Raw genomic sequence first — 24,271 nt, forward strand, 5'->3', positions numbered from 1 at the left:
CGATTTATTTTTTATTAGTCAGTGCCAGTGTTTTTTCAGCAAGTATACGTGGTGAATAATGCTCACTCATCTTTTCCACCAAACCAACTGATGTTTTCTCTCCACTCCCCATTAATAATGACACTATCTTTTCAACCATCAAACCCCATTCCCCATAGGGAATCAAGTCACAAGAAAACTCTGTCAGTACAGTTTCTCTATTTCCTGGAATATCTGTCGCTACAACAGGACAACCAAGTGCCTGTGCTTCCAAAATAACATTAGACATTCCCTCATGACTGGAGGTGGAAATGAGCAGGCTGGCACAACTTAACCATTCAAAAATATTATCTTTCACACCCACGACATGAATGTTATCGCGGCACGGCTGCTGCGCAATGCAAGCAAGGACCTCTGAGCGCAATGGTCCATCACCGATTAAAATTGCATGGGTTTGAGGAAGTTTGGCAATGACAGAAGCGACAACCTCTATAAAGCGACATGGGGACTTTTCCGGAGACAGTCGCATTATCCCCATCAATATTGGGGCCGATAAATGAATATCTAACTGCTGTAAAGGCTCTTGTCCCGCAACCCGCTTGGCCATGACCGCATTTTTCACTACGGGGATGCTCGATTCAGGCAAATTTAGCCAGCGAGCATACGACTGCGCCCCTGCCATGGAGTTAACACTCAAAACGATTCCTGGCAACTCGGTCATCAGACGATAGTAAGCTGCCAACCTCGACTCATCATAAACGGCCAGGTATTCAGGAAACTCTGAGGGTGCAACACTCCTTCCAGAGATAATGATCTGTTCTACTCCCGCGAAAATTGCGGCCATAGAAGCAATGACATTACCGTCTTCTAGATAGGCGATAACCAGTTTGGGCTGAACACGTTGCATATAGTCATAGGCAGTGAGAATGCCGTGAAGCAGTCCGGGCTCAAAGAAGGGTGCCAATTGATTAGCCAACTGGTAGCTATTTTCCTCCTGCTCCAAGTTCGGCCAGCACTCACGGGCAGAAGGCACGAAGTAGAGCTCTACACCATGAGTACGCAAAAGCGCCTCCCAGTTATTAACCTCCAACCCCTTATTCTTCACCGAGATCAAATGCACTTCCCATCCCTGCTGGCGCAATCCGATGGCCAGCAATACCATCTGCCGCTCAGCACCGCCTTTGACCAAGGAGTGGATATATAGCACGACACGCTGCACTACTTGGGGCAGCCGATGTGCTCGACGCTCGCGGATCAACCGCTCAAGCTTTTGCTGCAACATCGCCGATGGCTGGCAGGTTGCCTCAACATAGGGAGTGATATAGGGATAGTCGCCATAATGACCTAGTTGCTCGATAATCTGCCCACCGAATTGCTGTAAATCTGAAAAGATGACAATGACCACCTCCTCTGCTGGGTAATTATTAAGCAGTTCTGGCCCTACAATCGGAATGCCACAGGCGAACTGACCGACTTGAGGACCGTTAAGACCATCGATGATGGCGACGAATGGATAAGGGGATTGGAGCACATGATAATAAAGATTTCCCGCCACCCCCCAGGCAATCGCCTTGCGTTTCCCGGACAGCAGTTCCTGATGCAATAACGCATCAAAAGGCAGGGCATGTTTCATCGACAGATCCAGCATGTGTCGGTTTCCTTGGAATTCAATTCAATGACAATATGGTCACATCTTGGCTGGATATATTCGCAAAGATGTCTCGTTTTATTTCGTCCACAAAGGAGGCGGACGCGACAATCAGTACAGAACCAGATGGAATTGAGCACTCGGATAATGATATAACGTCATATCCCATCACTTGGTAGTGTCCAAAGTTGGCTTTTTTATCGATCACGGTACGGATACGGATGCTTTTTTTAATCAGTTCAGGTGCCAGACACTCAAAGAATTCTCCCGCCCCATACACTATGACTTCGGTGGCATGTTGACTTTGCATCAATTCCAGAAGTCTATCGATTGCTTGGGCATGCTTATAACGTGCATCGCGTAAGCCGACAAAATCCATCATCAAATCAGGATCCAGCCGACTCAGGGAACCTTGTGGCCAAGCCAACCAACGCTCACCATAAGACATGTTTTTACTGAACTTGCGATAGAAGGTTTCTATTCCTTCTGAGTGGATCCGCGCCAACCCGGAGGAATTAATAACCTTGTAACTACGCTCCGAGCCAAAGTTGTCTTCATGAACCAGATTACCAAGATAGTGCACCTCGCTCGATACCGGACACTCGACCAGACGCTCCATCATGCGTAAAAAAGAGATGCGCTCACTCAAATCGGATTCGGCGATGCCCAGCGACTGGTCCCATAACTGATAGGCATTAACTCCAGCCTCAAAACTCCGGATATTTTGCTGATGCTGGACACTGTAGCGAACCTCTGCCTGTCGCGGCACAACTTTCCCTTCCGCTGTGCGCCGATACCCCAGTGTGCTCCCTTCCAAACCAACGAGAACAATTTCAAAAATCTCTGGTGAACGGGCAATCTTCTTGATCCCCTTTATGGTATCGTTACGCACCGGAATAAAGGCACTGATCGGCGTGATAACGGAGTTTTTGCTGCCTCTATGGTTACAGTAGAGCAACAGACTGCTCATTGGCTGTTGCAACATGGCCTTGCTAATTTGAGAGGGAATCGTCCCACCGCCACCCAAGTCGACTAGCAGATAGGGAGCATCTCCCGTCAAGCCAACAAAATAATCTCGCATGTCCAGCCTGCTTTGCTGAATACTGCTCTTGATCTGCTCGATATTTTGCTCAAACACTTCAGCCATCAGTTGCAGACCATCTTGCCCATCGATGGCAATTTGATCCAAAAGCGCCAGTGGCGTGTCAAGAAAGGATGCCAACCTGACATCCTGAACACCAAATTCATTGAAAAAGTCACGAACGGTGTAATTGCGGCGCATCAAGGTCTGGGAAACAGCCTCTTCCACTTGGCTATCATCTATCGCGGGCAAATAGGTTGCCTTGCGTGAGGCATAACAGGTCTGACAGCGTATATCTGGGTACTGCTGTGATTGAAAATCGACCTGGCGGTTGATACAGGCAGCAAAGATCCCGCCCTCTCGCATCAGCGACAAAATGTTTTTTACCTGCAGTCGTTTGGCTGACTGCAGAACCCACTTGGCAAATGCCGTCAGGACGGGTCCAAGGATGAAGGCGCCATATGTGTAGAAAAATTGCTCCTCCTCGGAAAGCTGTTGTGGCATCGACAGGACGGCCAGCTTCCTGGCATGTTGCATGGTCGATGGCACATTTACCCGATAAACTTTCTCGTTTTCCAACACCTCAGACAGATTCTCTGGGATATCAAAATGCAATGAAGCCAAACCATGTTGCCGTGCCGACTGCACATCAGCCCTGGGATTGTCACCGATATGCAAAACTTGCTCTGGTTTCAGCTTTATCTGAGTAATTACATGGCTAAAGAGAGCGCCACTCTGCTTGGTCAACCCAACACTTGATGAAACAAACAGATAATTATAAGAAATTTCAGGGCATTTTTCTGAAATACAGTCGCGCAAAAAAACTTCTGGCAAATACATGTCGGAAATAAAAACAATCAGTTTATTTTTACGTTGTGCACGTACCAAAACTTCTTGAATAATCGGGTCTGGATAAAGAACTTCTCGTTCTACTTTCAGCTCTTCAACTTTAAGCACCGCCTTAATTTCATCACTAAAAGGCAGCTGTTCAAAAATATCGTCAAAACTAATTTCTTCACCTGAAATTAGTTTGCGAGCACGAGCTTCAGCCTCGAGGCGGCAAAATCTATAATCTTCTGCCTCTATTGGCAGATTAAGACCTCTATTTAGCAACCGTCTCGCTGCTTCCTCAAAAACCCACGAGGGTTCATCACATGCACGACGCAATAATGTATCAAAAACATCCAATGAAATATGTGTTATTTTATCAATGCAAAGATACTGATCAAGAGCAGTTAGAAACTGGCTATTTTCTAGTAAATCACGCAACTCGGGAGACATCACCGCATAATGACTCATATATACCTACACATGCATCAAAATAAAAGAAATCACATAAAAAACATTCACACTCAAAAACTCGAATACTTTTGCGGAATGAAAATATCTATCTCTGCAATAGATTATATTCATTACTTATTTAAAACGGCAAAACAGGCATCGGAAACCAATCGAGAGAAATTGTTCAGCGCGTTATCCACTGCATCATCCATATCGAAATAGCGATACTCGGCAAGGCGGCCCAAAGCAATCAGTTGCGGGAACTCGGCCAATTCATCGCGGCAAGTCTGATAATGCTGTTTGGCTGCATCGGTAAACAGCGGGTAGTAAGGCTCCAGCCCCTGCCCGGCCACATAGGTGCAGGGGTATTCATAAACGATGCTGGTGCCGGGATGTTGCTGCCCCGTCAGATGCTTGAATTCAGTGATGCGGGTATAGGCCTCTTCATTCGGATAATTGACCGTGGTCACCGGCTGAAATTGAGCTTGCGGCAGATGACAGTGCTCAAAGCGCAGTGAACGGTACGGCAAGCCGTCGTGCCCCGCCGGCATCAGCTGATCCAGCATCCCCGTATAGACCAAGGGCCCGGCAAAGGGCACGCCATCCAGCAGTATCCGTTTCTGTTGCCAATCCAGACAGACGCGGGACCCCATGGGAATGGATAGCCTCACCTCAATCAAGGGGTTCGCCAAGATGCGCTCGAACATGGCGGTATAACCCTGCGCGGGCACCGCCTGCCAGGGATCAATAAAGTAACGGTCATCACGATTGACGACAACCGGCACGCGCGCAGTGACCTCGGGCGAGACCTGCTCTGGCGATACACCCCACTGCTTGCTGGTGTAGTTGACGAAGGCTCGCTCATAGATGAACTGGGCCAGCTCAGCCAGCAGAGGCTCAGCTTCCTGCCGCAGTGCCATGATGGGCACTCTGGCCCCCTCACCAAATCTGGCCTGAAGGGCCTCAATCATGGCCGCTGCCTTCTCCGCCGGAAAGCAGCGTTCAATGCTGGTCAGGTTGAACGGGATGGGCACCAACTGACCATCTATCCGTGACAGCACGCGATGCTCATAAGACAACCACTCGGTGAACTGCGACAGGTAATCCCAGACTTCCTGCTTGTCGGTATGGAACAGGTGTGGCCCATAACGATGGATCAGCACGCCGTGCTCGTCATACGCGTCGAAGCAGTTGCCACCGATATGATCGCGCTGTTCCAGCACCAGCACCTTCCAGCCAAGCTGGCTGGCCATTCGTTCAGCCATGACGGCACCCGAAAGCCCAGCGCCGATGACGATCGCCTGATAGCTCACGCTCTATCTCCAAACAGTTGCTGCATGACACGCGCGGGATGGGCCCGCTCTGCCCATGCCAACTGATGTCGTTCGTCGAAGAACCAACCCGGGGCTAACCTTGCCACAGCATCGACCGACTGCTCGATAAGCTGAGTGAAGCGCACGACATCATCCTGCCGCAAAAAGTAGAGCGCGGCAGAGTAGTAGTGATGGGCACGCCCCTGAGCAATGATCACGGGATCAGCACCGAATGCCGCCGCATTGTCACAGGCACGCAGCAAATCGCGCAGCGACTGTTCACGACGTTCAGCCGATTTGCGGGTTTGCCCGCCAAAGCTCTGGGTATGGAAGCGATAGCGGCCCAATAATTCGGGGATAAAATCCAGCGTCCCCGGATTGTGGGAGAGGTTCAAGATATGCCAGGGATAATCGAGGATGATCTTGCACCCCTCATCGATGGCGTTCTCCATCCCTTCATAACGGCGAAACATAATGGAACTGGCATTGACGAACACCCCGAAGCGGATTAATGCCTCCCGCGTCATCACTAGTTCGAGATAGCGAGCATTGTAATAATCGCGGGTGAAGAGCTTGATCCGTGCATCGGTCTCATCATCAAACATCTCCGCTTCGTGGTAGCAAAGGGTGCAACCGGAATGCGCGTCCAGATAATCGGCCTGACGCTGCAGCTTGCCCGGCAGGGCCAGATCATCCCCGTCGACATAGGCGATATATTCGCCGTTCGCCTCTCTCAACAAGCGTTTCTGGGTTTTAGCCAACCCCATATTTTGCGCGTTCTGTAGTGCCCGTAGCCGAGGCCACTGTGACGCCAACCGCTGCATAATGGCCCAGGAGTCATCGCTCGAGCCGTCATCAATGGCGATCACCTCGAATTCGAAATCCGTTTTTTGTTCCAGCAGGCTAAGCAGGCAAGGTTCAATGAAGCGCCCGAGGTTGTATACCGGCACCAGTATGCTGATTTTCATAAGGAAACCCAGGGTTTGAGTAAAAAAGAAGCAAAACAAAGAAAATGGACAAGGCTACCGCACGGTCTCTGTCAACCTTTCCTGCCCTTCATCACAATAATTACTGCAAGAGCTGTGCCTGACCAAGCTAATTGATTGATATGACTTGATTTATGTGACCTGGCATCCACTATTCAATGCGGGCAAGCCGACGGCTACAGGCGGCTAGCATGTCGATGCCGTCCCAGAGCCATTCGAATGCCAGCGCCTGTCCCGGACTTGCCACCCTATCGATACGACAACCTGGCGATACCAGGAGCGCATGCTCAAGCTGCGTTTTATCCGGGCCAGCCCAGACACAGGTCTGCATATCCCAAGGCTGTAGCAGCAACTCATCAAGGTTATCGGCAACAAATTCGGCGACTGTACCTCCTCCGATGTGTGCAAGCCGCAAAGAGGCGGTGGGAGTCAATAAGGTGACGCCAGAAAAGGTGTCCAGCTGCATCTGGCCATCATGGGCGGCATTTTGTTGACTATTGATAAGGCGTTCCATCATCAGGGAGGGATTATCTGCAAATGGGGCGAAGATCCCTTCGAGCAGACGACGGCGCAACGTGCTGGCGGGAGTGCCCAACCAGCAAATCGTAGTGGGTGAGGCGCAGGCTTGTTGATTGAAACGGGTAAAGTCTTGTTGCAAAGCCGCGACCACTTGCCGCCACGCAGCAGCATCCAGGTTGGCGAGCCATTGGCTATCCAACACCGCCATGGAGCGGCGATCCGGAAACACGATTTCCTGAGCGCGGGGTGAGAGCGGAATAGCCCGTACCCGGCTGATGGTTTCATCACCTCCCCAGATAATGCGAAGCCGACACCGGGCCGACAGCCAGGCGGTGATGCCCTCGTCGTGGTCATAGCGGATAAAACGGGTACGGGAGGCAATCTCTTGCCACTCGGGCAGGGAGAAGAGCTCGTTCAGGATGGCCAGCATGGCCTCTTGCACCGGGTCGATGCGCGATGAGAGACGTACCACGGACCCATTGCCCATCAGCAGCGCCATGATCCAGGAGTAGAACGCGACGGTCGGCACGTTGGAGGGGACCAGATGAAAAACCATCCCCAAGGGTGCACGCCCTGCCATGCGTTTGCGCTGTACCTCAATCTGGCGCGGCCGCAACAAAAAGCCAAAGGCGGCCAGATCAGGGTTCTCTCGCCCCTCCTTCAGCAGACGTGCAGAGAGCGCAGCCACAAAGTCGCAGATGACGGGCGCAAAGCTTGGCAACGGGCGAATGACAAAACCTTGCCAACCGCTGACGGGAGCTACGAAAGCGACTTCTGGCCCCGCTTGCCAGATGGCATCTTCTACATCTGATCGGCTCACTGGAAAGTGTCGCTGCATCCCCTCACCTCGGCGCCTTGCTGACGTCCTGATACATGGAAATAACGGCCACGACGGCCGCAGGGGCAATCATCCTCCCCCAGCAGCACGCCGAGATCCTCGGTCAGCAGGCTGTGGCCAGGATAACTTTGGGGAATGGCAGAGATCACCTGCAGCAAGCCGGGTTGGCCGACCCCGAGCGGTCGATGAGTCAGCGGATCCCGCACCAGCAGATCGGCAAAGAGGGGAGCATGAAGATGGCCATGCTCACACTCGACAAATACCGACCCCACCTGCTCCACCATGCCATAGAAGTTGTGCACCCGACTCAGCCCCAGCTGTTCATGGCAACGTTGCTTGAAAGCCGGATTATCCACCGCGAGGTGTTGCAGTTTTTTCCAGCCACCGCTGTGAAAAAGCGTGCCGTGCGTCAACGGCAGTTGCAGACCTCGCTCACGCAGCGGCTCCAGCAAACATTGCCAGACCATGAAGGTGAAGCCGAACAGCAGGACCGGCTGGCCCGCATATTTGTCACAAAACGCCTCGATGACAGGCCAGTTGGGCCGCATCTGCTCATCGAGGGCATAGGTATGGTCACGGCCAAGGAAGGAGAGCCCCAGCGCACCGGCTCCCCGAGCGGAAAAACCGCTGCGGTTTTGAATCAGGGCGGGTTGCTCCACCAGCAGCATAGGCAGCCGTTGCTTGCCGACGAACTCTTGCAGGATCTTCACCAGCACCTTGCTCTGCAACGCGGCGGTCTCCCTGTCCAGCACGATCCGTGACGGCGTTCCGGTAGTGCCAGAGGAGGTGAGCACCTTGAACACTTCTTCTTGCGGCACACTCTGCCATTGGGCCAATTTGAACAGGCGAGCGGCCAGATAGGGAAGCTCTTGATAGGTCGAGGCCTGACCCCAGCCAAACGCCGTCAGAATATTGGCAAAGGCTGGGCACCCCTGCCCATGGCACTGCGTCAATTTATTCAGACGAGCAAGGAGCAGCCCACTTTTTTCCTGTTGGGACAGCCCGAAAACCGGCGCATCAAACAGCCTGTTCATAGCTGCTCCAGCTCTGTTAACAGGGCCGGATAATCAATCTTCATATTGCTGCGTCGTGGCAAATGATGTTGGTAGATACGCACGCTTGATGGTGGCACCATCAGCCAGCGGGCCACCTCCAGCTGTAGTGCGTCACAGGGGCACGCGTCTGCCTCGATGGCTACCAGCAGGCGATCATCGCAGCCGGTCGCGGCGCAGGAATAGCCCCTCCCCTGCAACCAGGTTTCCACTTCAGCCAAGCTCACCCGTTTGCCAAACAGCTTCAGGAAACGGTTGAGTCGCCCGGTCAGATAGAAGCGGCCCGCCTCATCACAACGAGCCAGATCTCCGGTAAAGAGCGCATCCATATCACGCCCACGCGCCAGATCTTCAGGGCGCTCGGCATAGCCAAGCATCACGTTTGGCCCTTCGTAGACCAGCTCCCCCTCCCCGTCAGGAAAGCCGGGCTCATGACGCAGAGAGAGGCACCCGCCCGGTACGGCACGGCCGATGGCATCCGGGACAATCATCACTTCATCGTGCGCCAACCAGGCGATGCGCGGTGCCGCTTCGGTCTGGCCATACATCACGAAAAAACGGCGTCCCAGTGCAGCGGCCTGCTCAGCAAACTGTTTTGCCAGTGCCGGCTCAAGTCGTCCTCCAGCCTGGGTCAGTGTCATCAGACTGGGATAACGCGCCCAGTCAAAACGCAAGCGGTTTAGCATCTGAAAGGTAAAGGGTACCCCCGCCACACTGGTGACCTGATGGCGATTGACCTCATCCCAGAATTGGCGCTCAAGGGGACTGGCAGTGCATGAAACCAGCGAGGCGCCAACCAAAAGATGGCTGTTAAGTACCGACATACCAAAGGAGTAAAAAAGTGGCAACGAGGTGATGGCTCGCTCACGCCCGTTCAGCGCCAGATATTCGGCGATGGCCGCGGCATTGGCATCAAGATTGGTTCGCGACAATCGCACCCATTTGCAGGAGCCGGTACTGCCCGATGTCGGCAGCAACATGGCCAGCTCAGGGTGAAGCGAGGGCGCATCGCCAAGATGCGCAACTGCCCCATCCTCTAATACCCGCAGACTAACACCAAAGCGCTGGCACTGTTCACTGTGCAACCGGGCATCCTGTGCAGGATCGGCCAGCATGATGGCGTGGCCATCACGCAGGGCCAGCAAGTAGTGCAGCAGATGCAGGGTAGACGTCACAAATGGCAGGTAGACCAAATGGCGGCCAGCAGGATAGGTGGTGGCCAACTGCGCCACACGCCGAGCCAGCTCACCATAACTGAGCCACCCCTCTTGCGGGTCTCGCCAGGCGGGCTCGTCATTGTCGTCAACCAGATGGGTCAGCAAATCAGGCCGGTTCAAATCACCATCCCCCCATCGACCCCAATCACCTGCCCGGTCACATAGCTCGACAAGTCGGACGCGAGAAACAGGGCCACTTTGGCCACTTCATCTGGCGTGCCAATCCGTCCCATGGCGATGCTGGCCACCCGCTCGGCAAACTTCTCTTGCGGGATGGCATGCGCCATATCGGTATCAATAAAACCGGGAGCAATGGCATTGACACGGATCTGGCTGGCAGCCAGCTCCTTGGCCAGTGACTGGGTAATACCGATCACCGCCGCCTTGCTGCCGGCATAGCAACTGAGCCCGGCTGCCCCCACCAGCCCCATCAGGGAGGCGAGATTGATGATGCTACCGCCACCACTGCGCTGCATCATGCGGGCGGCATACTGGCTGCAGTAGATCACGCTAAAGGTATTGTTGCTGAATGTCTTTTGCAGATGGGTCTGGTTCGCCATTCCCAATAACGCCTCTTCCAGCATGCCGGCATTGTTGACCAACACGTCCAGCTGACGAGTCTGAGCAAACAGCTGCTGAAAAGCCTGCTTGACCGCCGACGGATCAGCCACATCAAAACAGAGAGGCTGGCAAGGCACGCCAAACTCGGTACCAATCGCGGTCACCAGCTGGCTCATGGTCACCTCATCACGGCCTCCCAGCCACAGTTCAGCCCCCTGAGAGGCAAACTGGCGGGCGATGGCAAGACCGATGCCACGCCCGGCACCGGTGATCAACACCCGCTTGCCCTGCAACAGCCCCAGCATCAGAAAGCGACCCCGTACTTGGCCAGGATCTCGCGCGCCTTGCCGACCGAACTCATGTCGATAATGTCATCGGTGTCGAGCAGCACGCCGTAGTTATCCTCCAACTGGGCAATCAGCCCCATGTGGGCGACAGAATCCCACTGCGGGATACTGTTGTAGGCCAGCTCATCGCTGACGCTACCGATATCGAGACCCAGCGCCTCGGCAAAAACCTGTTCCAATGCGATTGTCATCTGAAAAATCTCCGTAGCCGCTCACGGGCGGCATAGTAATTCGCCGGCAGCAGTTCCAATGCAAAAAATCCGTTCTCTTGTCTTATCTGGCTATAACCCAGTTGTTCATTCAAGCGCAGGGCAGAGCGATTGTTCTCCCGAACCAGGGTGCGGATACAACCGATGTGCAACTCATCAAAACCCTGATCAAGCTGAGATAAGGCAGCAGCGACAGCCAGCATGGGATGCCGCACGGTTGAGTTGCCCAGATAGAGTCCCGCATCGGCGATCGCCTGACCCAGCAGCTCGCCCTGAGACTCACCTTTAAGATTGACGTAGCCCGCTCGCACGTCTTTGCACCAGAGCACCCAGTGCTGCTGATCCCGCCGCTCACGGGTGGCGGTGAACCATTGGCGCTGTTGCCGTGGCGAAATACGCGTCTGGGATACCATCTGCATTCGCACCTCATCCTGATTGCGCCAACGCCGCAAAGCGGGAAGATCCCACGGCGCTATCGGGCGTAGCTCAACGCCATAACTCATCTTCAACGCCATACAGTTTCCATGACTTCCATGACCTGTCTCTCTTATCGACCACACGGCCGCCATTCCGTAGCAAAAATCGATAATACAAGCAGAAAAACCAGTATAATATCAAAAATAATCAAAGAGTTGTCATCGATTATCCTGGCTTTGGCCAGTCATTAATCCAGCAGAGAGAACCCATCATGGCCATCGCCATTATCCCGGCCCGGGGTGGCAGCAAACGCATTCCACGCAAGAATATCCGCCCCTTTTGTGGCCAGCCCATGCTCGCCTATGCCATCCAAGCAGCGCAACAATCAGGCTGTTTCAACAAGGTGGTGGTCTCCACCGATGATGAGGAGATTGCCGAAGTTGCTCGTCAACTGGGCGCGGAAGTACCATTTCTGCGGCCAGCCAACCTCGCCGATGATCACACAGGTACCACCCCTGTGGTGATCGACACCATCCAGCGGCTCGACCAGCTCGGCATCCAAGCAGAGCACTACTGCTGCATCTATGCCACGGTCCCGCTTATTCAAGCCGATGACTTGAAGGCCGCCCATCAGCGACTGATCGCAAGTAATGCTCCCTTTGTCTATACCGTGGCCGAGTTTGGCTTCCCTATTCAGCGCGCCGTGCGCATGGACGAGCAGGGCCGGGTCACCCCCTTCTGGCCGGAGCAGATGGCGAAACGCTCTCAGGATCTGGAGCCTGCCTATCAGGATGCCGGCCAGTTCTACTGGGGCAGCCGTGCGGCCTGGCTGGGAGGGATCAGCCCGGTAGGGGGAGAAGGGATTGGCCATATTCTGCCAAGACACAGGGTGGTCGACATCGACACGCCGGAAGATTGGCACCTGGCCGAACTGCTCTATCAAGTGCTGGCCCAAGATGACGTTTAAGGTTGCCTTCCGGCTCGACGCCGGCACCGAGATTGGGCTGGGTCATCTGATGCGCTGTCTGGCCATCGCCGATCGGCTGAAAACGGCTGGCGCCGAGTGCCACTTCCTCTGCCATCAGCTACCTATGCACCTGTTGCCACTGCTGCACTCCCACCAGCATCACGCTCTCTGTGATCTGGACGATGCAGGCCCCTTGCCCACCTTGCGCCCGGAGTGGCTGGTGTGTGATCACTACCAGATTGATCGGCAAATCGAGCAGACACTGGCAAGTCACTGTGGTCAGTTGCTGGTGATCGACGATCTGGCCGATCGCCCTCATCATGGTCAGTTGCTGCTGGATCAGGGGCCACAGCGCAGCACAGCCGATTACCAGTCACTCGTCCCTGCCGACTGTCGGCTGCTGCTGGGCACCGACTATGCCCTGCTGCGCCCTGCCTATCGCCAGCTAGCACGCCAAAAGGCCAGCCGGTGGCGACATGGCCTCATCTGCTTTGGTGGTGCCGATCCGGCCGGAGCCTGCCTCATCACCCTCAATACGCTGGCTCGACTGCCATGGGCTAAAACCGTCAGCTGGACTCTGGTAGCCGGTGGGGCCAATCCTTTCTGGCCCGAGCTGCAACAAAGGGTTGCCGAACTGCCCGATCTGCCGCTCACCTTGCTGCGTCAGAGCGACCAGATGGCCGACCTGATGAGCCGACACGACTTCGCCATTGGCGCTGCGGGCGGCATGACCTGGGAGCGAGCCTGTCTCGGCATGCCGACCCTGGCGGTGCCCATCGTCGACAATCAGCAGTTCAACGACCAGGTGATCGCCCGCTTCCAGTTGGCCGAGCGGCTGACTCTGAGCGAGCTGGCCGAGCCTGAGCTGCTGCTGCAAGCCCTGCAACGACTTGAATTGCAAGCAGATGACTATCGCTGCCACGGCCAGCAACAGGTGGATGGGCTGGGGCTGGATCGGCTCACCGCCTGGCTGCTACCACAATCCGATTATCAACTGTTGCCAGATGGCCAACAGTGGCAACTACGCCATGATGACCAACTGCTGCTCACCCTGACTCTGGACGGTCAGCATCTGACATGGCAGGCCGCCCGGCCACTTCAACCAGCGGAGTGGCAAGAGCTGGCACATCGCTTGCAGACAATTTTCTCCCAATTTCCCCTCTATCTTGCCGAGCCACCGCAGATAGCGCCCCCTGCCCCCTGGCAGCCGGCGCCGCAAGGCTGGCAACTTGGCACAGGAATCTGAACACAGATGCAGATCGATCATCGCCCCATCAACCAGGAACAGGCCCCCTATGTGATTGCCGAACTGTCGGCCAACCACAATGGCAATCTGGACCGCGCCCTGGCCATCATGACCGCCGCCAAAGCAGCGGGTGCCAGCGCCGTCAAGCTGCAAACCTACCGCCCGGATACCATAACCCTCAAAAGTGATCGACCGGAATTTCAGATCCATGGCGGTTTGTGGGATGGCCACAGCCTCTACGATCTTTATGAGTGGGCACATACCCCGTGGGAGTGGCACCAGGCGCTGTTTGCCAAGGGGCGCGAGCTGGGCCTAACGGTCTTTAGCAGTCCGTTCGACTTCAGTGCGGTGGACTTGCTTGAATCACTTGACTGTCCTGCCTACAAGATCGCCTCCTTCGAGCTGGTGGATCTTCCCCTGATTCGCTACGCCGCCCAGACCGGCAAGCCGCTTATCATGTCCACCGGCATGGCGAACGAGGCCGAGATCTCCGCCGCGGTCGAGATGGCGCTCAAGCATGGCAACGGCCAGCTGGCCCTGCTGCACTGTGTCAGCGGCTATCCGGCGCCGGCAGCCGAGTACAACCTGCGTACCATCCCCATGTTGCGCCAGCGCTTCGGGGTCGAGGTGGGGCTCTCCGATCACACCCTCGGCTCTGCCACCGCCATCGCCGCCACCGCGCTCGGGGCGACCCTCATCGAGAAACACTTCACCCTGGCCCGCGCCGACGGCGGACCGGATTGCGCCTTCTCCATGGAACCGGCCGAGCTCACCGAGCTGGTGGCCTCGGTCAATACCGCCCATGCCGCCCTTGGGGTGGCTGACTACCAGCTCACCGCCAGTGAACAGGGTAACCGTGCATTTCGCCGCTCCCTCTATCTGGTCAAGGAGATGGCCGCCGGCGAGCAGCTCACCGCAGCGCATATCAAGTCGGTGCGCCCCGCCCTCGGCCTGCCCCCGGCCGATTACGATCGGCTCATCGGCAAGCGGGTCAACCGCAGCCTGAGTGCCAATCAACCGCTGAGCTGGGAGTGGATAGACAACGATGAGTGATGATCTCTTCAACCAGCACGGTAGGCTCATCAGCCAGCGCTGGCCCGCCCTCTGGCCCCGCTTGCTGGCACAGGACGTTGAAAGCCTGCCGGCCGAGCTGACCGAAGGTCTCGGCTCCACCCTAAGCCTCCACGGCATACAGCTCACCAGCCGGCACGACCGGGTGAAGGAAGCCGAGCTGCAGGCCGCCAGCCTGCCCGAGCAGCCGGTGCTGCACCTCTACGGCACCGGGCTCGGCGATCTGCCGCGCACCCTGCTGGGGCGCAGTAGCCTCAAGCGGCTGGAAGTGAAGATCATGAATGGCGCCCTGTTTGCCCTTGTACTGCGGCTGCTAGACCAGCAGGACTGGCTGACGGACCCCAGGGTCGAGCTGATGATGGCCGGCGACGAAGGGGAGGTGCGGCTGCCCTTCTTCGCCCTGCCGCCCGAGCTGCTGCTGGTGGAAGATGCTGCCGCCCGCATCCGCGACCGGCTGGTGAGTGAAATCGATTTGCCGTTCGCCCGGGCCAGGTTCGACGCCGAGCACCCCGACATCACCCGGCGGCTGGCGGAAAACCGCGATCTGCTGGCCGGCGACGGCGATGTGGCCTCCCTGTTCGGTCTGGCTCAGGGCAAGCAGGCGCTGATCGTGGCGAGTGGCCCAACCCTGCAGCACAACCTGGCCACCCTGCAGGCCCAGTTGCAGCGCCGTCGGCAGGACTATCTTCTGATTAGCGTCGATACCGCGCTGGCGTTTTTGCTCAGCCACGGTATCCGGCCCGACATCGTCGTCACCATCGATGACGCCATCCACGGCAACCGGCTGCCCGCCGCCCAGTCGGCCCAGACCACCCTGGTCTATTACCCCACGGTTCCCACGGCAGCCCTGCTGGCCTGGCAGGGGCCACGCATGACCGCCTACTCCCGCAGCCCCATGTATCAGCAGCTGCGACAGACGATCCCCAAGGGCGTGCTGCACTCGGGCGGCAGCGTCATTCATCCCGCCGTGGATCTCGCCGTGCAGATGGGTTGCCGCCAGGTCATCCTGCTGGGCACTGACTTCGCCTTTCCCGGCGAGCTCACCCACTCGGGCTGGGCCGACGGTGCGCTCGGCCCCAGCGCCGCGCTGGCCCTCAGCTGGGCCCTCGACGGCCATGGCCGGCGGGTCAAGACCAATCCAAACTTTTCCGCCTACCGCACCGAGCTCGAGCGCTACATAGCGCGCCACACCGATGTGCAGTTCTGGAACTGCAGCCGGGAAGGGGCGGAAATCGCCGGCTGCCGCTATCACCCGGAGTACGTGCAATGAAAAACGGCCAGATCACCCGCCTCACCGCCCTGGCGCACCAGTTTCGGCTGGGGCAGTCGGTTGCAGCGAGTCAGGCATTGCCGGAACTGCTGCAAGAGGTGCTCACCGAGCAGGGCAACCTGCCACCCGGACTGGTAGCCGCACTGCTGCAGTGCCAGGAGCGCCAGGACTGGCTGGGGCTGGCCGATTACCTCGAATATGAAGTGGTGCACTGCCTGTCGACCCCGGCCGGCGACACCACCACAGGAGACCACTGATGATCAAGGCCATTTCCAACGCCTCCGAGCAGGAGCTGTCACGCCGCCAGACCTTCAGCGAGTTGCTGCACGCCAGCCCGCTGCCCGCGGCCGAGCTGCAGAACAACCTGGGCCTCTACCTCAAGCGCCAGTCGCTCTCCCGCATCCTGTTCATGCACGAGCTGTATCAGAAGATCGTGCCGGTCCACGGCGTCATCATGGATTTCGGTACCCGCTGGGGTCAGAACCTGGCGCTTTTCTCCTCGTTTCGCGGCATGTATGAGCCCTACAACTACAACCGCAAGTTGGTGGGATTCGATACCTTCAGCGGCTTCCCTTCCCACGCTCCGCAAGATGGCAGTGATGCCGCAATCCAGCCCGGTGCCTACGGGGTGACGCCGGGCTATGAGCAGCATCTGGCCCAACTGCTCGCCGCCCATGAGGCGGAAAGCCCGCTGGACCATATCGTCAAGCATGAGCTGGTGAAGGGGGATGTGACCGAGACGCTGCCGGCCTATCTGGCTCGTCAGCCGGAAACAATGATAGCGCTGGCCTATTTTGACTTTGATCTCTACGAGCCGACCCGCCGCTGCCTCGAGCTCATCAAGCCGCACCTGACCAAGGGGTCGGTGCTGGCATTCGATGAGCTCAACTGGCCCGCCTTTCCGGGGGAGACTCTGGCCCTCAAGGAGGTGCTGGGGCTGGATCGCTACGCCATCCGTCGCACCCCGCACAACCCGGGACCAGCCTATCTGGTGATCGAGTAGTCCGGTTGCGGGCTGAGACGACGCAGCAGCCCGGCCTCCAGCAGCATCCGCGCCAGCGGCTCCACCCGCCAGAACGGCGCCCCTATGGTCTCGGCGATCTCGAACAGGGTCAGCTTGCCGTCGCTGTAGGCCAGCAGATTCATCATCTCCCTCACTTGCCAGCCCGAATAGCGGGTCGACAAATCCGGGTAGAGCCCCCGCTTGCCGAGCTGGGGTTCGCCCAGCACAGTGACCTCGCAGCGCTCGTCCAGCTCCAGACACTCGATGGCACGGCGCAGCGCCATGAAGCCGCCGGCCAGACCGGCCGACGTCACCAGCGAGAGGTCATCGAGCGAGGTGTGGTACTCGGCATAACAGCCGTATCGACTGCGCATCACAGAAGTGACCGGCAGATCGATGCCGGGCGCGCACAGCTGCCGCTCGTTGGATCCCCGCTCCAGGAAGCTGTAAGCCTTGTAGCCCGGCGCCAGATGACCCAGCACATGGCGACCGATGCGATCCGCCAACGTGTTGCCCTGGCGTGAGGGCAGGAAGGAGTAGCTGCGGTCATCGCCAAGACAGGTCAGGTTGAAGCCGGCCAAGGTGCGCTGCTTGAGCTGGTCCAGATGACGGGAGAGATAGACGATGGCCCCCAGGGTTTCAGGCACCAGCATCAGCCGGTAGCTGTAGCGACGTGTGGGCAGTGACGCAAGCCAGGCCATCAGGAATACACCGACACAGGGGCCGGAGAGCTCGTTGTTGGCCATGGAGGGGTGGCAGGTGTAGCTCGACAGCAGGATCTCCTGCTCGCTCTCCCCCGGCAGCACCCAGTCACCATAGGTGAGCGAGCCCGGGGCCAGGGTGGCATCGATCACCACCTGATATTCTCCCTCCGGCAGCGCTTCACGCAGCCGATGGGGCAGACAGAAGCCCCAGCGGCGCTTGTAGTAGGAGGTCACATAGGGAATGGCATCCGGCTGCTCGGGCAGAGAGTGGAGATGGGGCTGCAGCTCGGCAAGCGAGAGGGTGCAGCGCACCGGCTCCGAGTAACCGACCAGATGCAGGTTGTGATCCTGGAAGTCCACCACTCTGCGTCCATCCGGCCCCACTATGTAGGCTTCCCGCACGTTCCACTCGTCAGGCACTGTCCAGTCGAAGCACTCGGTGCCGCTGGCCACTTCATGGATCCGCAGCTCGGGCAGGCAGTGCTCGCGCCACAGGGCCAGCGACTGCCGAACCCCGTCCCCGGTCAGGCTGCGATTGAGCGGAAACAGCAGGGTGAGCAGCCGATGCAGCTGTTCACCGACTTGTGCCTGGTCGTCCCAGTCGGTGGGCAGATAGCCGCTCTTGGGTGAAAAACTCATGGGGTGGGTGCCTCGATCAATTCGACAATGTGGCCAAGGGGGCTCAGGAAAAACTGGACGTGGGCGCCGCCAAACGCGATGGCTGGCTGGCTGGGCCCGAGGGGAAGATGACGCTGGGCCCGCAGTTTTTCGGCAGCCATTGCCAGGTCTGCCACCTCATAGGCCAGATGATTGAGCAGGTTATGACGGGTTCGTAGCGCCTGACTGACGGGGCTATCATCACTGGCAGGTGCAATCAGTTCATAGCAAATCCCCGCATCATCATAGGCAAAACAGATATGCACCCGCTGCAACGGATCGAGCACCGGCTCGCTAAAGCGGGAAAGCCCGAGGGTCTCGCAACAATAACGTACGCCAAGATCCAGTTCGGCCACCACCAGTCCAATATGGTGCAGTTTCATCTCCCCTCCCTGATAAGCGCATGGGGATGGACAGCGATCAGCTCTTTTGCCACCGCGGCAAAGTCGGCGCAGCGAACGGCCCAGACTGGTAAACGGCCAAATAACCCCTGGTGCCATTTGTCCTGATTTTTAAGGGCTTCAACCAGACGGGAAAGATCTATCTCGCTGGCCAGATCGAGTCTTCGCACAAAGTAGTCACAATGCCAGGGGCGCACCATTCCCTGCTCGCGGACATCACCCTCAAAGCGTTTCATAAAGCGATAATCGACACCTAGTTGCTGCTCGACATAGTGGGTGAAGGTAATGCGATCGGGATGACAGGCAAAACCGGCAATCCAGCCATCGTGAGCCGCCAACCAGGCGAAGGGGCTCTCTTCACCAAAGCAGTCATGACCCCCTGCTGCAACCACCTGGTCACGCCCCGCGCCCCATACCGCAACGCTGAAGATGGGATCGCGGGTCCGCGCAACCCCTGGCAGAGTGCGAAACTGCTCCGTCATCAACCCGACTTCACTGGGGGATGTCGCCCTGTCGAAACAGCTCTGGCGAGTCAGGCTATACGTGAATGTTGGCACCAGCAGAGTGCCCTCGTTTCCAAGCCACTCCTGCATCCCCAACCAAAAAGCATGCATGCCGGCTTCATTGCCCCGTCCAGGAAACTGGGCCACAGCCATGGCGTCAGTGTGAACCATGATAGCGCTCCCTCGTGCGATCCCAAGGGAGCCAAGAACATGAGAGAGAGCTTCAATCACAGCACAAGACCACGCCGCAACAGCGCATCACGAATGTCCTGAAGTTGCTTCATCTTCGCCAGCTCTTCAGGCTCGAAGCGTACCGAGAACGTCTGCTCAACCAGCAGCAGAAAATTGAAATGACCAAGCGAATCCCATTCCGGAAAGGCCCCAAGTCCCAACTGATAGTCGCCTCGCGTGACGGTTGCAGAAGGAAACTGCTGTTCCAACAAAGTGAAGAGATCAGTCATGGTGATAAAACTCCAAAAAAGGCAAATTCAGCTGTTCGAGCGCCAGACTATGGTAATGCTCATGGGAAAAACGGGCGGGATCCGGATTATCACAGGGGGTCAACGGCAGGGATGCCAACCATGTCAGCGCAGGTTCATTACGTGCACAACGATTCGAGCCAATAACCAGACGCTCGATCCCCGCCTCGCGCAATGCAGCCGAGACGCTATCCAGTAACCAATATTCGAGTCCTCTGGACAACACTCTGCAACTCAGAGCCAGCGTATCGAGCAATGCCAGTTTGGGCGTGATGTTTATGATCAGCACCAAGCCAACCAAGCCATGATCGGCAAAGCGATCCTGCAACGACACTAGCCAGCACCAGCCAGACTGCGCCAGCCGTTTGAGCTCGCTCGCCTCATATCGCAGACAGGAGAGATTAAACTGGTTGGTTTTATGGATGATCTGCTCGGCACGAGCAAGGTTATCCACCGCCAACGGCTGTATCGCCGCACGCAACGACAAGGAGGCGAGAAAATGTTGTTCACTGCCAACCTCGCTACGTAACCGGGCGGCGTCTGCCAATGCCAGATAGGAGGCTTGACGAAGAGCATCATCACCACTGAATATGCGCGAGAACCCCCCATAAGTGAGCAAGGTTGTAGGCCATGCCCAAATATCTGCTGGTGGTTCAATGACATCGACTTGTGGCAGGGCATGGCGAACTTCAGCCCTTTCCAGGGGGGAATCATCCCAGAAGACCAAGGCCTCAAGCCCCAGATTGAGGCTGGCAGCAATATGTCGCAAACCTTGAGATTTAGAGCCCCAACCAATGGCAGATGCTGCAATATTTCGCCTTTTGAGTCTCATGGCGCCATGCTGCTCAAACACCAGCCAAACATCTGCAGGCTCGTTTTTAGAGCACAATGCCAACAACACGCCGCGCTGATACCAGTAGAGCGCCGCATCCTGAAACGACTGATAGAGTTTGCCGAGACCGTCCTGACCAAGGTAAAGGCCAGTCAACCCCTCTTCACCCACTACCCCCCCCCACAGGGTATTGTCACAATCGAGCACCAGCACCTTGCGTATTGGCGCCTGATCAAGCATCCAACGCGCGGCAATCCAGTCGGCAAGGCTGGTCAAGCCGTGCATCGAGAGAGGACAAGAAAGAAGGTAACGATTACGCTCGTCCACACAATGGGCTCGCCCCTGCTCAGAGAGCCAGCGACCCAGCCCCAAATCCCTAATGTGGTGACGTGCAAGCGCTCGGGTAAAGCAGACATCCAGCTGCATCATCCAGGGATGAAGAGCGCTACTCACACCACCGCCTTGCAGTGAACAGGCACCAAGATAAAGATGAGGGAGCCCCCGCAGTGGCGAGAGCAATGCTTCCAACCAGGTGTCGATGGTCTCGGACAATGCGGGTTCAGCCAAGGTGTACCAATGCTGGCATTCGCTGTCGGTCAGCAGTTGCTCCCAAAACCAGAGCACCAGATGTCCGTCACAAGCGGCCATCGGCTGCCATTGACCTTGAGGGCAAAATTGCAACTGTGCATGTCGGGCCAAAGGAGCCCATGCCACATTACCGGGCATGAGAAATGCGGTGGATGCCAGGGAAAGGGTGGCCATATATGCACCTGAAAGGATTAAATACTTCTATATCATACTGTTAGGGAATGGAGATGAACAGAGTCATCCCCATCCGATTCAAGGACTAGCGCTTGAACACATCCAGGCCGGTAAAATAGGTGGTATCATGGCCATCGAACGCATCGGCATACATCACTTTGCTATCCTCGAAGAATAACTCCAGAATTGCCTGCGCCTCTTTTATCTTGCCCGCCAGCACCTCGGGTTCTGCTGTCACCTGCGCCATCATTAGGCTGATGATATTGGCGTAGAAATAGTTAATTGAACCAATCAACACACGATAGAGATGTGATTCGCGGCTCATCAGCAGATAGAGCAGATAGTCGTGATGGCGTTGCATCATGGCCAATACCGCATTGTGTTCACAGGCTACCTGGCGCCAGTCATCGCGCAACTTGTCTACCAGCTCAACGAACAGCGGCACCTGCAATGCAGCAGCGAAATCAACGCTGCTCATGTCAAAGGACTGGAAACAAGTGGCCATCACTTCATCCATGAGCGGGATTTTGTCGAGTACCGGCCATTCAGGTTGCAACGATTCAACACGACGAGGGATTGCCCCTTCTATATAAGCGCCGTCACTACTGTTGACGCACTGCATCTCGGGATAATCACGCAATACACTGGCCATATTGTGAATGGCTAGCCCAAACAGATGATTGATACGCACTTCGTCGCCAAAGTTACCCGGTGCCGGGAAAGTATCCTTTAAATTTTCCTCGTATTTCGCCTCTTGCTTGTCGTTGTAATAGAGACTCAGGCTGGAGTGATGCTGTCCGGCTGTTTTATAGCCATTGTCGATACCAAACAAATACACCTGCTTGAAACCAAGCAAGGCCGCATAATTGAGGCCGGTATTGCCGACGAACGGGTTGGAAAATTCAATGGTATCGTACTCAAATGCCTGACCAAACGCGCTAATCAGCATGGAGAACATCGGCTCGTTGGGCTTGAACGCCAACCCTGTTTTACGAAAGAAGCGCTTGCATTCAGGGTGAATGACATCAACGCTCAGAAACACGGTGTCCTTGATAAAGTCATCGGCATTGAGAATGCTCAGAAAATCGGCTGAGCTCTTGGTGCGCTCCACTGCAACGTAGATATCCGGTTTTACGCCAGCTTTGTAGAGTGCACTGACCGCAGTACCGCAGGCGATAATGATTGCCTGCTGCTGATGCTGCCGGATGAACTCGATGCTCTGATCCAGCGAGGGGCCATTGCCAACCACAAAGACAGGGATCTGCTCGAAGGCACGGCTATCGCGCCACCGTTTCAGAAAGGGGGTGCCGTCTTGCAGATGGGTGTGGCTATGGGCAAGTGCATAGATGTTGTCATCAAAGAACCCCCACCCCGTTTTGAGCAGATAGAACTCCCTTTCCACCTGTGTTATCAAGGCGTGCAGCTTGGGGGAATGGTAATGACAGAACGAGAAATAGCTTGCCGACCAGAATGCCCCCTTGCGATGCAGCGCCTCCATCATGTCAGCGACCAGCAATCGCTCGTCAACACCGATAAAGAGGTGCAGACTGATCGACTCCTCCTCCATGTAGGCGAGCAGCTGATGCCAATCAAAACAGAAGAGCGAGGCGTAAAACATGTCAAGATCAGGCTCGAAAGCAAACAGATTCTTGATCTTGCACTGTTCATACAAGCAACCGAGCTGGTAGCCCAAACCAATGCCATACATCAGTGCCAGAGGAATATCGGTATGTAATGCTGCCTTTAGACGCAACCCTTCCAGAGCTGACTTCTCTTTTAATTTGGAGATTTCATTGTTGTATTTGATATGGATTTGGCCATCGATATACCACTGGGGCACAAAATCGATGCACTGCAAGACACTGTGTTCAATGACCTCGGCAATCTGCGACTGAACCTCGCTAAATGGATCATCCCCATAAAGCGAGATACCCTCGTCGAGCCACAGAATATTGGGAACGCCGTTTTCATTACAGAAGAAACGAAAAGGCCTGGCAGGCTGGTACTCCTTGAAAAAGTCATGAATGGCGGGCATGTATTTGGCAAACGCAGCCATATTGAGTTCATAACGAACGGGGAGTACTTCCAGCATGGCGGCCTCCTGCTGCTTTTGCAGAGCCAGGCGTGCCAGTTCACTTTCTACATCATGAATCTTGTGATGGATATCCATGTCAGACTAACCTGCATTCAGCTTGTAAAGACCGGATGCACGTCCGGCCTGGGAGAATTGTCGTAATTGTGCTTCAGCCTGCTGCTTTTCCTGACCCACCCAATCATAAATAAGCTGGAACTGCATCAGTGCCTGCCGCTGTTCCACATTGAGAGTCTCTCCCCAAGGCAGTGACCCGAATACCTCTTCCAGAGCATGCAGATAAAGTTCAGCCAGCTGTTCTGCTGCAACCAGCTCACCTTGCACCAGTAGAGACTGCAACTGCTCGCCCTGTCTCATCAAGGCAGACACAGAAGTACTATTGACCTCATTCATGCCGGTCTGCCTACCTTTTGCTGTGCCAGCGCCTTGTCTCGCTCATCGACAGGGATGGCATCCCAACCGCTCTTGACCGTCAGCATCAGGTTCATCACTTCATCAATGGCGCCTACATCCATGTCACGGCTGGCATCCATCATGCGCACTTTCATATAGTCATAAAGTGCGAACAGGTCTTCGGGGACCTTGCCATAAGAGAGATCAAGTGAATCTTGCAGACCATTGATAATGGCCAGCGTCTTGGAGATAGATTGGGACTTACCCTCGAAATCGCGACGCTCGACTGCACCGCGAGCCTGAGCGAGACGTTCGAGACACCCTTGCATCAATAACTGGATCACGCGATAGGGATCCGCCACTGCCAGCTCAGACTGCAAACTCTGGGTTGTATAGGCCTTGATCGTTTTTCGATACATACGAGACTCAGCTCCTGACTACAA

At 56.1% G+C, this 24,271-nt stretch carries 24 protein-coding genes; 6 read left to right on the forward strand and 18 right to left on the reverse strand.

The window, feature by feature from the left end:
- Nucleotides 1–4 precede the first annotated feature (4 nt).
- The 10 genes from G5287_RS14290 to G5287_RS14335 all read right to left on the reverse strand — a co-directional run bounded on the left by G5287_RS14290 (nucleotide 5) and on the right by G5287_RS14335 (nucleotide 11,546).
- Nucleotides 5–1,627, reverse strand: a complete 1,623-nt coding sequence (locus G5287_RS14290; protein WP_421231488.1) for a glycosyltransferase — start codon at nucleotides 1,625–1,627, stop codon at nucleotides 5–7.
- Nucleotides 1,628–1,646: 19 nt separating this feature from the next.
- Complete coding sequence (locus tag G5287_RS14295) at nucleotides 1,647–4,007, reverse strand: HAD family hydrolase (RefSeq protein ID WP_421223461.1); 2,361 nt, start codon at nucleotides 4,005–4,007, stop codon at nucleotides 1,647–1,649.
- 113 nt (nucleotides 4,008–4,120) lie between these two features.
- Complete coding sequence (gene glf / locus G5287_RS14300; protein ID WP_227340782.1) at nucleotides 4,121–5,302, reverse strand: UDP-galactopyranose mutase; 1,182 nt, start codon at nucleotides 5,300–5,302, stop codon at nucleotides 4,121–4,123.
- The gene (locus G5287_RS14305) at nucleotides 5,299–6,270 is read right to left on the reverse strand and encodes a glycosyltransferase family 2 protein (protein ID WP_421173049.1); all 972 of its coding nucleotides are present in this window, start codon (nucleotides 6,268–6,270) and stop codon (nucleotides 5,299–5,301) included. The genes glf and G5287_RS14305 overlap by 4 nt, the downstream gene beginning before the upstream one ends.
- 169 nt (nucleotides 6,271–6,439) lie before the next feature.
- Nucleotides 6,440–7,645: an acyl-CoA reductase gene (locus tag G5287_RS14310; protein WP_421223459.1), complete on the reverse strand. Its 1,206-nt coding sequence runs from the start codon at nucleotides 7,643–7,645 to the stop codon at nucleotides 6,440–6,442.
- Complete coding sequence (locus G5287_RS14315) at nucleotides 7,624–8,679, reverse strand: acyl-protein synthetase (RefSeq protein WP_323912157.1); 1,056 nt, start codon at nucleotides 8,677–8,679, stop codon at nucleotides 7,624–7,626. The genes G5287_RS14310 and G5287_RS14315 overlap by 22 nt, the downstream gene beginning before the upstream one ends.
- On the reverse strand, nucleotides 8,676–10,034 hold the full coding sequence (locus tag G5287_RS14320) for an AMP-binding protein (protein WP_421231489.1): 1,359 nt from the start codon (nucleotides 10,032–10,034) through the stop codon (nucleotides 8,676–8,678). The genes G5287_RS14315 and G5287_RS14320 overlap by 4 nt, the downstream gene beginning before the upstream one ends.
- Nucleotides 10,031–10,780 (reverse strand): SDR family NAD(P)-dependent oxidoreductase, encoded by a 750-nt coding sequence (locus tag G5287_RS14325; RefSeq protein WP_227340787.1) that lies wholly within the window; start codon nucleotides 10,778–10,780, stop codon nucleotides 10,031–10,033. Before G5287_RS14325 ends, G5287_RS14320 begins: the two co-directional genes overlap by 4 nt.
- Nucleotides 10,780–11,013: an acyl carrier protein gene (locus G5287_RS14330; protein ID WP_144715547.1), complete on the reverse strand. Its 234-nt coding sequence runs from the start codon at nucleotides 11,011–11,013 to the stop codon at nucleotides 10,780–10,782. Before G5287_RS14330 ends, G5287_RS14325 begins: the two co-directional genes overlap by 1 nt.
- Nucleotides 11,010–11,546, reverse strand: coding sequence for a GNAT family N-acetyltransferase (locus G5287_RS14335; protein ID WP_227340788.1), 537 nt, complete (start codon nucleotides 11,544–11,546; stop codon nucleotides 11,010–11,012). Before G5287_RS14335 ends, G5287_RS14330 begins: the two co-directional genes overlap by 4 nt.
- Nucleotides 11,547–11,719: 173 nt before the next feature.
- Here G5287_RS14335 and pseF point away from each other — a divergent pair, with 173 nt between their 5' ends.
- Genes pseF through G5287_RS14365 form a run of 6 tightly spaced genes read left to right on the forward strand, consistent with a single transcriptional unit; the run spans nucleotide 11,720 to nucleotide 17,005 of the window.
- Complete coding sequence (gene pseF, locus G5287_RS14340) at nucleotides 11,720–12,415, forward strand: pseudaminic acid cytidylyltransferase (protein WP_227340789.1); 696 nt, start codon at nucleotides 11,720–11,722, stop codon at nucleotides 12,413–12,415.
- Nucleotides 12,405–13,661 carry a UDP-2,4-diacetamido-2,4,6-trideoxy-beta-L-altropyranose hydrolase gene (pseG, locus tag G5287_RS14345; protein WP_227340790.1) on the forward strand — a complete coding sequence of 419 codons (1,257 nt, stop codon included), beginning with the start codon at nucleotides 12,405–12,407 and terminating at the stop codon, nucleotides 13,659–13,661. The genes pseF and pseG overlap by 11 nt, the downstream gene beginning before the upstream one ends.
- A 6-nt stretch (nucleotides 13,662–13,667) precedes the next feature.
- The gene (gene pseI / locus G5287_RS14350) at nucleotides 13,668–14,714 is read left to right on the forward strand and encodes a pseudaminic acid synthase (RefSeq protein WP_227340791.1); all 1,047 of its coding nucleotides are present in this window, start codon (nucleotides 13,668–13,670) and stop codon (nucleotides 14,712–14,714) included.
- Complete coding sequence (locus G5287_RS14355) at nucleotides 14,707–16,002, forward strand: motility associated factor glycosyltransferase family protein (protein ID WP_227340792.1); 1,296 nt, start codon at nucleotides 14,707–14,709, stop codon at nucleotides 16,000–16,002. The genes pseI and G5287_RS14355 overlap by 8 nt, the downstream gene beginning before the upstream one ends.
- A complete protein-coding gene (locus G5287_RS14360) occupies nucleotides 15,999–16,259 on the forward strand; it encodes a hypothetical protein (protein WP_010635733.1) in 261 nt (86 codons plus the stop codon). The genes G5287_RS14355 and G5287_RS14360 overlap by 4 nt, the downstream gene beginning before the upstream one ends.
- Nucleotides 16,259–17,005, forward strand: a complete 747-nt coding sequence (locus G5287_RS14365) for a crotonobetainyl-CoA--carnitine CoA-transferase (protein WP_005306746.1) — start codon at nucleotides 16,259–16,261, stop codon at nucleotides 17,003–17,005. The genes G5287_RS14360 and G5287_RS14365 overlap by 1 nt, the downstream gene beginning before the upstream one ends.
- On the opposite strand, the gene G5287_RS14370 is transcribed toward G5287_RS14365, so the two are convergent.
- The 8 genes from G5287_RS14370 to fliS form a co-directional block, all read right to left on the reverse strand.
- Nucleotides 16,987–18,348 (reverse strand): DUF4910 domain-containing protein, encoded by a 1,362-nt coding sequence (locus tag G5287_RS14370; RefSeq protein WP_227340793.1) that lies wholly within the window; start codon nucleotides 18,346–18,348, stop codon nucleotides 16,987–16,989. The genes G5287_RS14365 and G5287_RS14370 overlap by 19 nt on opposite strands.
- A complete protein-coding gene (locus G5287_RS14375; RefSeq protein ID WP_005346679.1) occupies nucleotides 18,345–18,749 on the reverse strand; it encodes a VOC family protein in 405 nt (134 codons plus the stop codon). The genes G5287_RS14370 and G5287_RS14375 overlap by 4 nt, the downstream gene beginning before the upstream one ends.
- A complete protein-coding gene (locus tag G5287_RS14380) occupies nucleotides 18,746–19,501 on the reverse strand; it encodes an AAC(3) family N-acetyltransferase (protein WP_408082949.1) in 756 nt (251 codons plus the stop codon). The genes G5287_RS14375 and G5287_RS14380 overlap by 4 nt, the downstream gene beginning before the upstream one ends.
- Nucleotides 19,498–19,731, reverse strand: a complete 234-nt coding sequence (locus G5287_RS14385; protein WP_227340795.1) for an acyl carrier protein — start codon at nucleotides 19,729–19,731, stop codon at nucleotides 19,498–19,500. Before G5287_RS14385 ends, G5287_RS14380 begins: the two co-directional genes overlap by 4 nt.
- Entirely contained in the window at nucleotides 19,724–21,343 is a 1,620-nt protein-coding gene (locus G5287_RS14390; protein ID WP_421173044.1) for an HAD-IIIC family phosphatase, read from the reverse strand. The genes G5287_RS14385 and G5287_RS14390 overlap by 8 nt, the downstream gene beginning before the upstream one ends.
- Nucleotides 21,344–21,428: 85 nt before the next feature.
- Entirely contained in the window at nucleotides 21,429–23,513 is a 2,085-nt protein-coding gene (locus tag G5287_RS14395) for a 6-hydroxymethylpterin diphosphokinase MptE-like protein (RefSeq protein ID WP_421173043.1), read from the reverse strand.
- 6 nt (nucleotides 23,514–23,519) lie between these two features.
- On the reverse strand, nucleotides 23,520–23,828 hold the full coding sequence (locus G5287_RS14400; protein WP_129503714.1) for a hypothetical protein: 309 nt from the start codon (nucleotides 23,826–23,828) through the stop codon (nucleotides 23,520–23,522).
- Nucleotides 23,825–24,247 carry a flagellar export chaperone FliS gene (gene fliS / locus G5287_RS14405; RefSeq protein WP_005346697.1) on the reverse strand — a complete coding sequence of 141 codons (423 nt, stop codon included), beginning with the start codon at nucleotides 24,245–24,247 and terminating at the stop codon, nucleotides 23,825–23,827. Before fliS ends, G5287_RS14400 begins: the two co-directional genes overlap by 4 nt.
- Between the last annotated feature and the right edge of the window lie 24 nt (nucleotides 24,248–24,271).

The sequence above is a fragment of the Aeromonas sp. 603079 genome, assembly GCF_049172135.1.
Lineage (GTDB): Bacteria > Pseudomonadota > Gammaproteobacteria > Enterobacterales > Aeromonadaceae > Aeromonas > Aeromonas veronii.

Excerpts from the sequence above, each read along its gene's own strand:
- G5287_RS14290 (WP_421231488.1), bottom strand. The coding sequence starts at position 1,627 with ATGCTGGATCTGTCGATGAAACATGCCCTGCCTTTTGATGCGTTATTG.
- G5287_RS14295 (WP_421223461.1), bottom strand. The coding sequence starts at position 4,007 with ATGAGTCATTATGCGGTGATGTCTCCCGAGTTGCGTGATTTACTAGAA.
- G5287_RS14305 (WP_421173049.1), bottom strand. The coding sequence starts at position 6,270 with ATGAAAATCAGCATACTGGTGCCGGTATACAACCTCGGGCGCTTCATT.
- G5287_RS14310 (WP_421223459.1), bottom strand. The coding sequence starts at position 7,645 with ATGCAGCGACACTTTCCAGTGAGCCGATCAGATGTAGAAGATGCCATC.
- G5287_RS14315 (WP_323912157.1), bottom strand. The coding sequence starts at position 8,679 with ATGAACAGGCTGTTTGATGCGCCGGTTTTCGGGCTGTCCCAACAGGAA.
- G5287_RS14325 (WP_227340787.1), bottom strand. The coding sequence starts at position 10,780 with ATGCTGGGGCTGTTGCAGGGCAAGCGGGTGTTGATCACCGGTGCCGGG.
- G5287_RS14330 (WP_144715547.1), bottom strand. The coding sequence starts at position 11,013 with ATGACAATCGCATTGGAACAGGTTTTTGCCGAGGCGCTGGGTCTCGAT.
- G5287_RS14335 (WP_227340788.1), bottom strand. The coding sequence starts at position 11,546 with ATGGCGTTGAAGATGAGTTATGGCGTTGAGCTACGCCCGATAGCGCCG.
- pseF (WP_227340789.1), top strand. The coding sequence starts at position 11,720 with ATGGCCATCGCCATTATCCCGGCCCGGGGTGGCAGCAAACGCATTCCA.
- pseG (WP_227340790.1), top strand. The coding sequence starts at position 12,405 with ATGACGTTTAAGGTTGCCTTCCGGCTCGACGCCGGCACCGAGATTGGG.
- pseI (WP_227340791.1), top strand. The coding sequence starts at position 13,668 with ATGCAGATCGATCATCGCCCCATCAACCAGGAACAGGCCCCCTATGTG.
- G5287_RS14355 (WP_227340792.1), top strand. The coding sequence starts at position 14,707 with ATGAGTGATGATCTCTTCAACCAGCACGGTAGGCTCATCAGCCAGCGC.
- G5287_RS14360 (WP_010635733.1), top strand. The coding sequence starts at position 15,999 with ATGAAAAACGGCCAGATCACCCGCCTCACCGCCCTGGCGCACCAGTTT.
- G5287_RS14365 (WP_005306746.1), top strand. The coding sequence starts at position 16,259 with ATGATCAAGGCCATTTCCAACGCCTCCGAGCAGGAGCTGTCACGCCGC.
- G5287_RS14370 (WP_227340793.1), bottom strand. The coding sequence starts at position 18,348 with ATGAGTTTTTCACCCAAGAGCGGCTATCTGCCCACCGACTGGGACGAC.
- G5287_RS14375 (WP_005346679.1), bottom strand. The coding sequence starts at position 18,749 with ATGAAACTGCACCATATTGGACTGGTGGTGGCCGAACTGGATCTTGGC.
- G5287_RS14385 (WP_227340795.1), bottom strand. The coding sequence starts at position 19,731 with ATGACTGATCTCTTCACTTTGTTGGAACAGCAGTTTCCTTCTGCAACC.
- G5287_RS14390 (WP_421173044.1), bottom strand. The coding sequence starts at position 21,343 with ATGGCCACCCTTTCCCTGGCATCCACCGCATTTCTCATGCCCGGTAAT.
- G5287_RS14395 (WP_421173043.1), bottom strand. The coding sequence starts at position 23,513 with ATGGATATCCATCACAAGATTCATGATGTAGAAAGTGAACTGGCACGC.
- G5287_RS14400 (WP_129503714.1), bottom strand. The coding sequence starts at position 23,828 with ATGAATGAGGTCAATAGTACTTCTGTGTCTGCCTTGATGAGACAGGGC.
- fliS (WP_005346697.1), bottom strand. The coding sequence starts at position 24,247 with ATGTATCGAAAAACGATCAAGGCCTATACAACCCAGAGTTTGCAGTCT.